Genomic DNA, 13,002 nt, shown 5'->3' on the forward strand with positions numbered 1-13,002 from the left:
CAAACAAGGGGAAGATTAATGAAGCATTTCAGGATTTCATTCATAGTCACGGCAGTCTGCCTGGCCATCGCAGGCTGGTGGGGCTACCGTGCGGCAGGCATTACGGGCGCCCTGTCGGCACTCGGCATTGCCATGATTCTCGGCGTGATGGAAGTCTCGCTGTCGTTCGACAACGCGGTGGTCAATGCCTCCGTGCTGAAGACATGGGACGACTTCTGGCGCAAGCTGTTCCTGGGCGTGGGCATCATCATCGCCGTGTTCGGCATGCGGTTGCTGTTCCCGCTCGTGATCGTGGCCGTGGCCGCGGATATCGGGCTGACCGAAGTGTGGACGCTGGCGCTGAACAACCCGGATGAATATTCGCGCCACCTGACCGAGCACCATGCCGAAGTGGCGGCGTTCGGCGGTATCTTCCTGCTGATGGTGTTCCTGAATTTCATCCTGGACCCGGAAAAGGAAACGCACTGGCTGGGCAACTTCGAGCAGAAGCTCGGTTCGCTGGGCAAGGTTTCGTCGATCTCGATCATGGTGGCGCTGGCCACGCTGCTGGGCTGCATGACGCTCGTGCAGGAAGGCCAGAAACTGGCGGTGCTGCTGTCCGGCCTGTGGGGCCTGCTGATCTACGTGGGCGTCGATGCGCTGTCGAACTACCTCGAAGCGGGTGAAGAGAGCGAATCGGGCGTGGGCGAGATGGTCAAGCGCGGCGGTATCGGCGGCTTCCTGTACCTGGAAGTGCTGGATGCTTCGTTCAGTTTCGACGGCGTGATCGGCGCGTTCGCGATCACCAAGGATGTGGTCATCATCATGGTGGGCCTGGCGATCGGCGCGATGTTCGTGCGTTCGATGACGGTGTACCTGGTTGAAAAAGGCACGCTCGATGCTTACGTGTACCTGGAACATGGCGCACACTATGCGATCGGCATCCTGGCAGCGATCATGCTGGCAAGCATGAAGTTCCATGTGCCGGAAATCTTCACCGGCCTGATCGGCGTGGCCTTCATCGCGGCGTCGGTGTGGTCGTCGGTACGGTACCGCAAGCGGCAGGAATCCCTCGCCATGGCGTGAGGGTTGCAAGCGAACACTTAAAATAAGAATGGACGGGTGACAAGCCCGTTCCGAGAATCGCGGCGCGCCATAGGACACCGGTGCGTCGCGCCGGAAGCAAGGTGTCTCAAACAACCAAAGGAGAATTCGATCATGGCAATCAGTCTGCAAAAAGGCGGCAACGTCAACCTGTCCAAGGAAGCTCCCGGTCTGTCGCAACTGACGATCGGCCTGGGCTGGGACGTGCGCAACACCGACGGCGCCGCATTCGACATCGACAGCTCGGCCTTCCTGCTCAAGACGGACGGCAAGGTGCGCAGCGACTCCGACTTCATCTTCTACAACAACCTGAAATCGGCCGACGGTTCCATCGTGCACTCGGGCGACAACCGCACCGGCGAAGGCGAGGGCGATGACGAATCCGTCCAGGTCGACCTGTCGAAGGTGCCGGCGGACGTCGACAAGATCGCCGTCTGCGTGACGATCCACGATGCCGATGCGCGCCGCCAGAACTTCGGCCAGGTGCAGAAGGCCTTCGTGCGCTGCGTGAACGCCGCCAACGGCTCCGAAGTGGCGCGCTACGACCTGTCCGAGGACAGCTCGACGGAAACGGCGATGGTGTTCGGCGAACTGTATCGCAATGGCAGCGATTGGAAATTCCGCGCTGTCGGCCAGGGCTATGCCGGCGGGCTGGCTGCGCTGGCCAAGAGCTACGGCGTCGCGGTGTAAGCCATGCCCGTTTTCAGCATTACCGGAGAAGAGGATCCGTTCCTGCACGTGACGCTGCGCCACGGCGAAAAGATCTACTGCGAAGCAAACGCCATGGTCATGATGGAGTCGAACCTCGAGCTGAAAGGCAAGATGAACGGCGGGCTGGGCGCGGCGCTGATGCGCACGTTCGCCAACGGCGAGTCGTTCTTCCAGCAGCATATCGAGGCCGTCAAGGGCGATGGCGACTGCCTGCTGGCCCCCACGCTGCCGGGCGCGATGCAGGTGCTGGACGTGGGCGCGCGCCAGTACATGATCAGCGACGGCGCGTTCGTCGCGGCATCGTCGAGCGTGAACCTGAACGTGAGGACCCAGAACGTGGGCACCGCGCTGTTCGGCCAGACGGGCGGGTTCTTCATCACGGAAACTTCCGGCAGCGGCCAGCTGGTGGTATCGGGCTTCGGCTCGGTGGCCACGCTGGACGTGGAAGCCGGCAAGGATATCGTGATCGACAACTCGCACGTGGTGTGCTGGGACAGCTCGCTGCGCTACGAGATGTCGGTGTCGACGAGCCGTAGCAGCGGCTTCCTCGGCAACCTGGTCAACAGCGTGACGAGCGGCGAAGGGATGGTGCTGCGCTTCTCGGGCACCGGCAAGGTGGTGGTGTGCTCGCGCAGCCGGGCGGCGTTCCTGTCGTGGCTGTCGAGCACGAAGCCGCAGTAACGAGTGCAGTATCGGGCACGGTAACGAGGGCAATGAAGGGCACGGTAAAAGCGCAGTGAAGCGCAACACATCGAGGAGGATGACATGTCTGTCAATTTGACGAAGGGCCAGAAGATCTCGCTGGAGAAGGAAGGCGGCGGCGCGCTGTCGCACGTATCGATGGGCCTGGGCTGGGATGCCGTGAAGAGCAAGGGCTTCCTCGGCTTCGGCAGCAAGAGCGCCGACATCGACCTCGATGCTTCCTGCCTGCTGTTCGACGAAGCCAACAAGCCGGTCGACGTGGTGTGGTTCCGCCAGCTGAAAAGCCGCGACGGCAGCGTGATGCACTCGGGCGACAACCGCACGGGTGCCGGCGATGGCGACGACGAGCAGATCAGCGTGAGTCTCGACCAGGTGCCGGCGAACGTGAAAAGCATCGTCTTCACGGTGAACAGCTTCACGGGCCAGAGCTTCGCGCAGGTGCAGAACGCCTACTGCCGGCTGGTGAACGCGAACAACGGCAAGGAAGTGGCGCGTTTCGACCTCTCCGTGCAGGGCTCGCACAGTGCCCAGATCATGGCCAAGCTGTACCGGCACAACGGCGAGTGGAAAATGCACGCGATCGGCGAGAACGGCATCGGCCGCACGTTCGAGGAACTGATGCCGCAAGTCACCCAGCACCTGTAACGTATATCACCCGCGCCCGCCCATGGCGCGCAAACCCTCACGGTGGCCCGGTAATCCGGCCACCGTTTTTTACACGCCATATTTCTCAAAACCGGGGTCAGACCCCGATTCCTGGAAATTGTTTCCCAAAATCGGGGTCTGACCCCGGTTTCAGGAAATGTTTTCGAGATTATTGCGCTATGCTGGCCGCCTTTGACGAGGGAACCGAATGCGCATCCTGCAGATGATCTTGTTTGTCGCCGTTTTCCTCGCCGTGCTGTGCGGGCCCGTGGTGCTTGCAGCGCGCACGCTGGAGCGGCGGGGGTTTCCCGGAGTGCGGCGCTGGCTGCGGGTGATCGTGCCGGCCCAGCTGATCGTGGCGCTGGGGACGATCGTGCTGGCCGATGAGTATGGCCAGCACGCGCTGCCGACGCTGATCGTGGTGACGACGATCGCCACCAGCGCGCTGGGCGCGGCGGTGCTGTGGATCATGCGGGCGGTGTGCCCGGCGCGCCTGCTTTAAAGAAGCTAGGCGAGGAAGAATTCCAGCCCGCGCGCCATGGCCGGAAACGCGGCGGAACCATGGTTTTCCTGCGCGAAGACCAGGAACTGCGCACGCGATATCGTACCCTCCATCGCCGCCAGTTTCACGGACAACTCCCGCGCTTCATCGATCATCCGCCGCTGCGCGGCGATCGCATCGCGCGAGCCGGCGACGGTACCGGCAGGCTGTTCCAGTTCGCCCGCGGACAGCAGCACCGACGGCTTCACGCCCAGCGCGGCGGCACGTTTGCCGAACCCCTCCAGCCCTGCCAGCACGGCGCGTTCGCGGTACCAGATCGACGGGCTGGCGGCGATATACGCCTGGAACATCGCCGGTCGCGTGAACAGCGCGTGCAGCGCGCACAGGCCGCCGTACGAGTGCCCGTAGAGCGCCTGGCGCCGGGGATCGACCGGCGCCACCGACCGCACCAGCGGCTTCAATTCCTGCTCGATGAAGTCGAGGAAGCGGTCGGCGCCGCCCTCCGTCGCCGGTGCACCGGTCGTGGGCGGCGTGTAGTCGCGCCCGCGGTCCGGATGGTAGTCGTCGTCCGTGGCATAGCCGATGCCGACGATGACGGGCGCCGCCTGCCCGGTGACCTTGCTGCGCCAGGCCGTCATGCGGGCCATCTGGGCCAGCAAGGGGAACGAGGCGTTGCCATCGAGCGCATACAGCACCGGATAGCCGGCGGCCGGCGTGGGCATGTCCCGGCCCTGCGGCACACTGAGGAAGATGCGGTAGCGCCCGCCCGTGATCGAGGAAGCCAGGTCGCGCTGGCGTGCCTGCGGCAGCGCGACGGCCTGCCAGGCATCGCCGGCGCGGGCCACGCCAGGGAGCAGCGCCGAACCGAGCAGGGTACCGCCGGCGGCCAGCAGGCGGCGGCGGGGAAGGAAAGGAAGCATGACGCGGGCCTATGAATGAGAATGATTCTCATTTTATCGCAGCCAAGCCCGATGCGTAAGCGCTCAGCCTTGCAAGGCGATGATCGCGGCGTTGTACACCGCATGCGTAACCACCGGCGCCAGCAAGCCGCCCTTGCGCCCGTAAGCCAGCGCGGCGCACACACCCAGCACGAAGACCGGCACCATCGATACCGGCGGATGCACGACGGCGAACAGCGCCGCGCTGGCCGCCACGGCCGGAATGGCGGGCAGCGAGCGGCGCAGGCCGCCGAACAGCAGGCCGCGGAAGATGAACTCCTCGGACAGCGGCGCCGCCACACAGGCAATGGCCAGCAGGACGGGCAATGCGATGGCGCCATCCGGCTGCGGCAGGGCGATGCCGAAGTGGCGCATCGCCAGCATGTACAGCATGGCGGCGCCGATGGCCGGCAGCGCCCATGCCGCGCCGGACAGCAAGGCCGGCATGATCGGCCCATGCAGGAAGCGGGGCACGCCGGCCGTTCCCATGCGCCAGTAGACGAAGCGCACCAGCGCCCAGGTGACGGCGCCGCCGATGGCCAGTGCCAGCGCCAGGTCCGGCAGCGCCGGCGTACCCTTGCCACGGTGAATGACGGTAACGGCGATCGCCTGCACGGCGAAGAACAGCAGCGCGGCAACCATGCCGTCGGCCGCGGACACGCGCGGCGGCGGCGCCGCGGACGGATCGAGCAGGTAGGGCAGGTGGTCGCGTGCCTTCTGCCACAGCGCCAGCGCCAGGGCGGAAAGCAGCACCACCACGGCCACCCGGTGCGTCCACGTGTCGGTGTACAGCGCGAAGCCATACATGCCGGCGAAGATCGAGTAGAGGTACACGTAGGTCGGGCGGATGCGCGCGCCGGCTTCGTGCGCCAGCGGGTCGGAAGCCCACACGCCCAGCGCCACCGCGATCAGCGCGAAGATGGGAATGCCGAGCGCCACCAGGGCGATCCGCGCCGGCAGGCCGGGATCGATGGCGGGCGCATGGGCGATACCGACCGCGAACACGGCGGCCGGGTAGGCCAGCGCCAGCAACGCCCACAGCCGCGCCTTTTCCATCAGCATCCGTTCCAGCGTGCCGGGAAAGGTGTACAGCATCCACAGCGCCTGGCCTTCCGTGTTGATGGTCTGGAAGGCCGACAACAGCAGCACATAGCTGCCCAGGCCGAACGCGATCGACGCCAGCGCGGCGCCGTCGGTGCCCATTTCGGCCATCGCATCCATGCGCCCCGTGAAGAACAGCTGGCTGCCGATGATCACCAGCGGCACCACGAGGCTTTGCACGAGGAACGTGCGGTCGCGGCCCAGCAGCCGCAGCTCGCGCCGCTGCAGCGCGGTACCGGGCATGTCCCTTGCCGGGGCCGGCGGCCGCTGCGCACGTGCCGACTCGCGCGAACTGGCGGCCACCACGCCGGCCGACAGCTGGCGGGACAACAGCGCGATGCCGGCCCCCAGCAGCAGCGCCGTCTGCAACGCAAGCAGCGCGCCCGGGCCGAGGGCGGCCTGCAGCGACCGGGCGTCGAGCAGTTGGCCGACGAGGCCGGGCGGCGTCCACAGCGTCCATGCCGGCCACGCGCGCGCCCAGTCCATCACCATGCCGCCGCCGGTCGACAGCGCGATGACGACGTAGATCAGCGGCATCGACGCGACGGAAATCGCCGCCTGCAGGTTGCGCAATTGCGACGGTGGCAGCGACAGCCGCAAGCCCGTGTCGGCCAGCGTGCGCACCGTGGCGGCCAGCGCCAGCAAGGCCAGCGACGCGGCCAGCGCAGTGGGCGGCAAGCTCCAGCGCAAGCCGGCATACCAGCCGATCGTCGCCGTCGCGGGGAACAAAACCAGCCAGCCGGTGGGATTGGTGACGGTGCGCTCCGCGACCCGAGCCCACAGCAATCCGTTGCGCCGTACGGGCAGCGTGACGAGCCATTCGAGGTCCCAGTCCGGCTGCGCCAGTTCGCGGCTGCCGAGCGGCACCAGCAGGGCCACGAGCCACAGCAGCCACAGTTCCATCGCCAGCGCGCGCTGCAGCGCCGGGCTGAATGGCGCCTCGCCCAAGTCGGCCAGCGCCGCCCGGTCCCGCTCATGCGCGGTGACGTGGCCTTTGCACGCGCTTTCCTGCGCCAGCTCGCAATGCAGGTTGATCAGGATCTGGCGTGCCTGGAACGAAAAGGCAAACACCATCGCCAGCGCCATCGCGAGCGGCAGGATCCATTTGCCGCGGCGCTTGCCGGCGGTAGCGGCGCGGCCACTGGCGCTGCCCGTGCCGCGCTTGCGCCGCATCGACAGCGTGGCCAGGTTCAGCAGGCGGCGCAGCCGCAGCCGCGCCAGCAGCCAGGCGGCGCGCGCATTGCCGACGGGGAGCGGCCCGTTCATCCCCCTGCCGCCTCGTTCGTCACCGCCGGCTCGCCGGATTCGTCCGTCAGGCGCAGGAACACTTCCTCGAGCGACGTGTCGCTATCGTCGCGCAAGTCGTCCAGCGCGCCGGTCGCCACCAGTGCGCCGCGGTGGATGATGCCCACGCGATCGCACATGCGCTGCGCCATGTCGAGCAGGTGGGTGGAGACGAAGATCGTCTTGCCGGCGGCGGCGCGCCCCACCAGTAATTCCTGCACGTCGCGCGCGGCGCGCGGATCGAGGCCGTTGATCGGTTCGTCGAGGATCAGCACCGCCGGGTCGTGCACGAGCGCGCAGGCCAGGCCCAGCTTCTTCTTCATGCCCATCGAATAGTTGACGGCGAATTCCTCCGACACTTCATCGAGGCCGAATTCGGCCAGCAGCGCATCGGCGCGTGCGGCGGCGGCGCGCCGCGGCAAACCATGCATCTCGCCGACGAATTGCAGGATTTCCCGCCCGCGCAGGTAATCGTAGAAGATCGGATTGTCCGGCAGGTAGCCGACGTGCCGTTTCACGTCGGCCGCCCCGGCATGGCAATCGAGGCCATCGACCAGCACGCGGCCGGCGCTGGGCACGAGGATGCCCATCATCATGCGGATCGTGGTGGTCTTGCCGGCGCCGTTCGGGCCGAGAAAGCCGAACACTTCGCCGCGCCGTACGGCGAGCGTCAGCGGCTTTACCGCTTCGTAGTCGCCGTAGCGCTTGGCCAGGCCATCGAATTCGATCATGTCGCTCCCGGTTCACGTGGGGAACGACGATCTTAACATTACGTCATTGCTGGCGCAGGCTCATGCCGATGCGGTCCGTGCGCGGCGCCCAGTTGCCGAGAATGTCGGCCGATACCAGCACGCGCTCGGCGCGGCCGATCAGCAGCGCGCGCGGCACGGTGCCGAACACGCGCGAATCGCCGCTGTTGTCGCGGTTATCGCCCAGCATCAGGTAGCTGTCATGCGGTACCGTCACGGGGCCGAAGTCGCGCATCGCGCGCACCTGGGGCAGCACCTGGATCCGGTAGTCGGCGTCGCCGCTGCGCTCGCGCAGGTGCAGCGCAGCCAGGTCGCCCAGTGCCGCGATATGCTCGGTGCCATTGCCCAGCACCGTGTAGTCGGCCTGGCGGCCGTTGATCAGCAGGCGCTCGCCGCGCATCTCCACGGTGTCGCCCGGCAGCGCGGCGATCCGCTTGATGAGCCGGGTGCCATCCTTGGGCGACGAGAACGTGACCACGTCGCCGCGCCGCGGCTCACCGGTGCGCGCCAGCGAAATGTCGGTAAGGGGAATCTTCACGTCGTAGGCCAGGCGGTTGACGAACACCACGTCGCCCTCGAGCAGGTTGGGGCGCATCGATGCGGAAGGAATCGGGTTCCAATCCGCCACGGCGGTGCGGAAGATCCCGAACAGCAGCAGGAAGGCGATGAAACCCTTGTTAGCGCGGATGGCTTCTTTCATGTGATGTCCCCGGGTGGTTGTGGAATCCCATCATCGGATGCGGTTCTTAATAGAGACTTACAGCGGAGACTTACAGCGGAGACTGACGGCGGAGACTTACAGCGCCGGACTTACAGCGCCGGACTAACAGCGAGGAACTTGCGCCGCAGGACTCATCGCGCAGCCTGGTCGGGGACACCCAGCGCGGCGAGCATGCGCCGCCGGCCGCGCGGTGGAACGCCGAGTGCGCGGCTGTCCAGGTCCTGCTCGACCCAGCCCTTGTTCAATGCAAGCCGCAGCAGCCCCGCGCCGAGCGCGCCACCCAGGTGGGGCCGGCGTTCGCTCCAGTCGAGGCAGGGGCAGGCGAAGCGGCGGCGCTGGCCGCGCAGCGCGGCAATGTCGAGCCCCAGCGCGGCGAAGCGCTCCTCTCCTTGCGCAGTCAGCGCATAAGCGCCGCCATCCTCGACGAGCCAGCCCGCCGCCAGGAAGTGATCGTTGAGCAGCACGGCCAGCGCGCCGGCCATGTGGTCGTAGCAGGTGCGCGCTTCGCGCAGCCGGTCCGGCGTGGTCGTGAGGAAGGGGGCACGCTGCACACCGGCCACGACGAGCAGCGCTTCGAGCGCGGCGGCCACGTCGCCACCAGCCAGGCTGTAGTAGCGGTGCCGGCCCTGCGCGAGCTGGCGCAGCAGGCCATCCTCGTGCAGCCGCGCGAGGTGCGCGCTGGCGGTGGACGGGCCGATACCGGCCACCACCGACAGTTCGGTGCTGGTGCGCGCATGGCCGTCGAGCAGGCTGCACAGCATACGCGCGCGGGCCGGTTCGGCAATGGCGGCGGCGATGCGGGCCAGGCGATCGTCGGCGGTGGTGGCGGTGGTGGCGACAGTGGTGGTAGTAGCGACAGTGGCGGTAGTGGCCGGTGCGCCGGCGCGTGCTGCATCCATGATTCGGTCCCGGGCGAAGTATCGGTGTGGTTTTTTCAGGATACTGCATCCCTCCCATCAAGCAAAGGAACAGCATGGACACCGGCCAATGGCCCATCGACGCGGTGGCGGCGGTTACCCTCACGGACCCCTATCCCTTTTACGCCGCACTGGCGGCGGATACGGTCCCCCGTTGCGACGAGCGCTTGCGACTGTGGGTTGCCGCGCATCCCGGCACGGTGCGCGATCTGCTGGCGCACCCGGATTGCCGCGTGCGGCCCGTGCATGAACCGGTGCCGGCCGCGCTGGCCGGCCCGGCGGGCGACCTGTTCGGCGCGCTGGTGCGCATGAACGACGGCGCACGCCATGCCGCGCCCAAGGCCGCGCTGCAACGGGCGCTGGCCGAATTGCCGGTGGCGACCGTGGCGGACCGCGCGGCAAGCATTGCCGCACGCATGGCCGCCGGGGTACGCGAGGCCGTCACGCTGGATGCATTTGTGCGCGGCGTGCCGGTGTGCACGGTCGCCAGCCTGCTGGGTTTCAACGACAAGGAATTGCCGCGCATCGCGGCGCTGGTGGCCCGCTACGTGGCGTGCCTGTCGCCGCTGGCGTCTGCGAGCGAAATCGCGGCGGCGCACGATGCGGCGAAAGCGCTGTTGGATGCGCTGCACCGCCTCGTGCGGCAGGAGAGAAGGACAGCCTTGCTGGCCGGCGTGACCGGTGCGCAGTGGCCGGACGAGCATGTGCTGCTCGCCAACCTCGCTGGCCTGATGACACAAACGTTCGAAGCGACGGCCGGCCTGCTCGGCAATTGCATCGTGGCCCGGTTGCGTGGCGACGCGAGCGATCCAGCGCTGCTGGTGCCGGCCGTGATGGCGCGCGATCCGGCCATCCACAACACGCGCCGGTTCGCGGCCGTCGATATCCGCATCGCCGGTGCGCACATTCCGGCCGGCCACGCGTTGCTGCTGGTGCTGGCGGGCACGGCCGGCTTCGGCGAAGGCCGCCATGCCTGCCCGGGCCAGCGGCTGGCACGAACCATCGCGATGGAAGCCATGCAGGCGCTGGACGCAGCCGGGCCATTGCCCCGCGTGGGCTGGCGCTACCGGCAATCCGTGAATGCCCGCATGCCCGCCTTTATTGAAAAGGATGCACCATGATCGCCGTGATCTTCGAAGTGATGCCGCACCCTGACGGCAAGCAGGCATACCTGGACCGTGCCGCGGCGCTGCGGCCGCTGCTGGAGGACATCGACGGCTTTCTTTCCATCGAGCGCTTCCAGAGCCTGGCCGATCCCGGCAAGCTGCTGTCGCTGTCGTTCTTTCGCGACGAGGCGGCGCTGGTGCAATGGCGCACGCTCGAAGCGCACCGCGCCGCACAGCAGGCGGGGCGCGAGGCACTGTTCGCCGACTACCGGCTGCGCATCGCCGGCGTCATTCGCGACTACGGCATGCGCGAGCGGGAAGAAGCGCCGGCCGATTCCCGCACCCATCATGGTTGAAACCGAGGGCTGAAATCGAGAATTGAAAACAAGGGCTGAAGCGCTGCCGCCTCAATACTTCCAGTTCAGCGTCACGCTGGCGTTGCGCGGCGCCGCGTAGTAGCTCTGGCTCCAGTACAGGCTCGTGAGGTAGCGCTTGTCCGTCACGTTGTTGACGTTGACCGCCACCGACAGGTTCCGGTCGATGTCGTAGCGTGCCATCAGGCCCAGCGTGGCATACGACGGCTGGCGGATCACGCCGTTCGCCTCGTTGCGGTAGATGTCGTCCTGCCAGTTGACGTTGGCGCCCACGCGCAGTTGCGGCAGCGACGGTACCTGGTAGGTGGCCGAAGCGCGCAGCAGGCGGCGCGGCATGTAGGTCTTGACGGTGTTGCCGTCCGGGTCTTCCAGGTTCATCACGGAGAAGCCGGTGCTGACCTGCAGTCCCTTCGCCAGTTCGCCGGAGACGTCCAGTTCGACACCCTTCGATTCGGCATCGATGCCGCGGTACCAGGCCTTGCCGGCGCTGGTGATGCCGGCCTGTTCGGCGGTGTTCAGCTGCTTCGTCCTGTAGACCGAGGCGGCGGCATTGAGCTTGCCGCCGAACCATTCGCCCTTGATGCCCGCCTCCGCCGTGCGGCCTTCCATCGGGTCGAGCGTGGCGCCGCTTTCATCGGTCTCGCTTTGCGGATTGAAGATTTCCGTGTAGCTCGTGTAGGCGGTCAGCGCCGGCGTCAGCTCGTACGTCAGGCCCACGTAGGGCGTGGTCCTGGCATTCGACTTGAACCTGGTCACGCCATACGCGGTGCCGGTGCTGTCCGCCTTCGTGTGCGTGAAGCCGGTGATCACTTTCAGCGGATCGGTGATGTCGAACCTTGCCGCCACGTAGGCGGACTTGCGCCTGTCCACGTAGGCGCTGCCATCGGTCGCCGAATCGAATGCCGGTTCCGGGTAGCTGCCGGTCCACCGGTCCAGCGCCACGAGGGCCGTGCCGATGCCCTGGCCGTAGTGCGACACGTCGTCGAGCGTGGAGCGCGACCAGTTGGCGCCGAACGTCAGGTCGTGCCGGCGTCCGCCCAGCGTGAACTGGCCGGTGGCGGAAGCGTCGAGCAGGTTCTGCTTCAGATCCGATGCGTACAGCGACGGATAGGACACGAGGCCAAGGCCGGTTGCCGCGTCGACGTCGCCAGAGGTGTAGAACAGCTTGCCGTCGGTCTTCGTCGTGTTGCGGGTGGCGGTCACCTGGGCGCGCCAGCCGTTGCCGAACTGGTGGACGAGTTCCGCGAACGTGCGCTGGTTGTCCACGTGGTTGCGCGTCCAGTCGGCGGCCGTCGAATAGCCGGTCGGCAGGTCGGTCGGCGTGCCGTCCGAATAGATCAGCGGCAGCGCACCCCACATACCGCCTTTCGTATCGTTGACCTGGCTGGCGTGGCCCACGGTCAGCGTGGTGTCCTTGTCCAGTTTTGCTTCCACCACCCCGTAGAACACTTTCTTCTTTGCCGAATAGCGGTCGAGGTACGAGTCGCCATCCTCGTAGGCGCCGACGATGCGGGCCGACACCGAGCCCGACTCGTTCAGCGCGCCGGCGATGTCGGCTTCCACGCGCTTCTTGTCCCACGAGCCGACCGTGACGTTCGCCGACGCCTGGAACGGGATCGTCGGGCGCTTGCGCAGGAAGTTGACGGTGGCCGACGGGTTGCCGGTGGCGGACATCAATCCGTTGGCGCCACGCACGACGTCGACGCGGTCATACATCACCGTGTCCAGGTCGCCCATTACCAGGCCGAACACGAACGGCGTGCCCACGCCGTCATACTGGAAGTTCGTGATGTCGAAGCCGCGCGCCGTGTAGTAGGTGCGGTCGTTTTCCACGCGCTCGACGGTCACGCCGGTCACGGTCTCCAGCATGTCGTTGACGGCGTCCAGCTGGAAGTCGTCCAGCTTCGCGCGCGTGACGACGGAAACCGATTGCGGCGTGTCGCGCAGCGACAGGTCGAGCCTTGCGGAACCCGTGCTGTTTTTCGCCGTATAGCTTTCAGCCTCGGCGCTTCCTTGCACGACGACGGTCTGCATTTGCTGCTCGGCTTCTTCCGGCACCGGCGTGTCCGGGGCAGCCTGGACGGTGCCGCACAGCAGCGCGGCGGCCAGGGCAAGGGGATTGGGGCGCGGGAAGAAGGTCGGGGGCAGCATGGATTTCCAATAATGAGA

Annotated in this window: 13 protein-coding genes; 7 read left to right on the plus strand and 6 right to left on the minus strand. The window is 66.8% G+C overall.

All coding sequences use genetic code 11. From position 1 onward, the window contains the following. The first annotated feature begins 18 nt into the window (after positions 1-18). The 5 genes from ACY65G_RS12955 (at position 19) to ACY65G_RS12975 (ending at position 3,643) form a co-directional block, all read left to right on the plus strand. Positions 19-1,065: a DUF475 domain-containing protein gene (locus ACY65G_RS12955; protein ID WP_464997771.1), complete on the plus strand. Its 1,047-nt coding sequence runs from the start codon at positions 19-21 to the stop codon at positions 1,063-1,065. A gap of 132 nt (positions 1,066-1,197) precedes the next feature. Beyond that, entirely contained in the window at positions 1,198-1,773 is a 576-nt protein-coding gene (locus ACY65G_RS12960) for a TerD family protein (protein ID WP_464997772.1), read from the plus strand. A 3-nt stretch (positions 1,774-1,776) separates the two neighbouring features. Then, entirely contained in the window at positions 1,777-2,475 is a 699-nt protein-coding gene (locus ACY65G_RS12965) for a TIGR00266 family protein (protein ID WP_464997773.1), read from the plus strand. Positions 2,476-2,559: 84 nt separating this feature from the next. Continuing rightward, a complete protein-coding gene (locus ACY65G_RS12970) occupies positions 2,560-3,141 on the plus strand; it encodes a TerD family protein (RefSeq protein WP_464997774.1) in 582 nt (193 codons plus the stop codon). Between the two features lie 208 nt (positions 3,142-3,349). Further along, positions 3,350-3,643 carry a hypothetical protein gene (locus ACY65G_RS12975; protein ID WP_464997775.1) on the plus strand — a complete coding sequence of 98 codons (294 nt, stop codon included), beginning with the start codon at positions 3,350-3,352 and terminating at the stop codon, positions 3,641-3,643. 5 nt (positions 3,644-3,648) lie between these two features. On the opposite strand, the gene ACY65G_RS12980 is transcribed toward ACY65G_RS12975, so the two are convergent. The 5 genes from ACY65G_RS12980 to ACY65G_RS13000 form a co-directional block, all read right to left on the minus strand. Then, positions 3,649-4,563: an alpha/beta hydrolase gene (locus ACY65G_RS12980; protein WP_464997776.1), complete on the minus strand. Its 915-nt coding sequence runs from the start codon at positions 4,561-4,563 to the stop codon at positions 3,649-3,651. Positions 4,564-4,626: 63 nt separating this feature from the next. Next, entirely contained in the window at positions 4,627-6,948 is a 2,322-nt protein-coding gene (locus ACY65G_RS12985; RefSeq protein ID WP_464997777.1) for a CPBP family glutamic-type intramembrane protease, read from the minus strand. After that, on the minus strand, positions 6,945-7,697 hold the full coding sequence (locus ACY65G_RS12990; protein WP_464997778.1) for an ABC transporter ATP-binding protein: 753 nt from the start codon (positions 7,695-7,697) through the stop codon (positions 6,945-6,947). The genes ACY65G_RS12985 and ACY65G_RS12990 overlap by 4 nt, the downstream gene beginning before the upstream one ends. A gap of 43 nt (positions 7,698-7,740) precedes the next feature. Next, positions 7,741-8,415, minus strand: coding sequence for a signal peptidase I (gene lepB, locus ACY65G_RS12995; protein ID WP_464997779.1), 675 nt, complete (start codon positions 8,413-8,415; stop codon positions 7,741-7,743). Between the two features lie 152 nt (positions 8,416-8,567). Beyond that, positions 8,568-9,335 carry a helix-turn-helix domain-containing protein gene (locus ACY65G_RS13000; RefSeq protein ID WP_464997780.1) on the minus strand — a complete coding sequence of 256 codons (768 nt, stop codon included), beginning with the start codon at positions 9,333-9,335 and terminating at the stop codon, positions 8,568-8,570. A 74-nt stretch (positions 9,336-9,409) separates the two neighbouring features. Here ACY65G_RS13000 and ACY65G_RS13005 point away from each other — a divergent pair, with 74 nt between their 5' ends. Together ACY65G_RS13005 and ACY65G_RS13010 are read left to right on the plus strand one after the other, a co-directional pair. Further along, positions 9,410-10,474, plus strand: coding sequence for a cytochrome P450 (locus ACY65G_RS13005; protein ID WP_464997781.1), 1,065 nt, complete (start codon positions 9,410-9,412; stop codon positions 10,472-10,474). Further along, positions 10,471-10,815 (plus strand): antibiotic biosynthesis monooxygenase family protein, encoded by a 345-nt coding sequence (locus tag ACY65G_RS13010; RefSeq protein ID WP_464997782.1) that lies wholly within the window; start codon positions 10,471-10,473, stop codon positions 10,813-10,815. Before ACY65G_RS13005 ends, ACY65G_RS13010 begins: the two co-directional genes overlap by 4 nt. A gap of 51 nt (positions 10,816-10,866) precedes the next feature. On the opposite strand, the gene ACY65G_RS13015 is transcribed toward ACY65G_RS13010, so the two are convergent. After that, complete coding sequence (locus ACY65G_RS13015; protein ID WP_464997783.1) at positions 10,867-12,984, minus strand: TonB-dependent siderophore receptor; 2,118 nt, start codon at positions 12,982-12,984, stop codon at positions 10,867-10,869. Between the last annotated feature and the right edge of the window lie 18 nt (positions 12,985-13,002).

This window comes from Pseudoduganella sp. jia 12 (assembly GCF_055502675.1).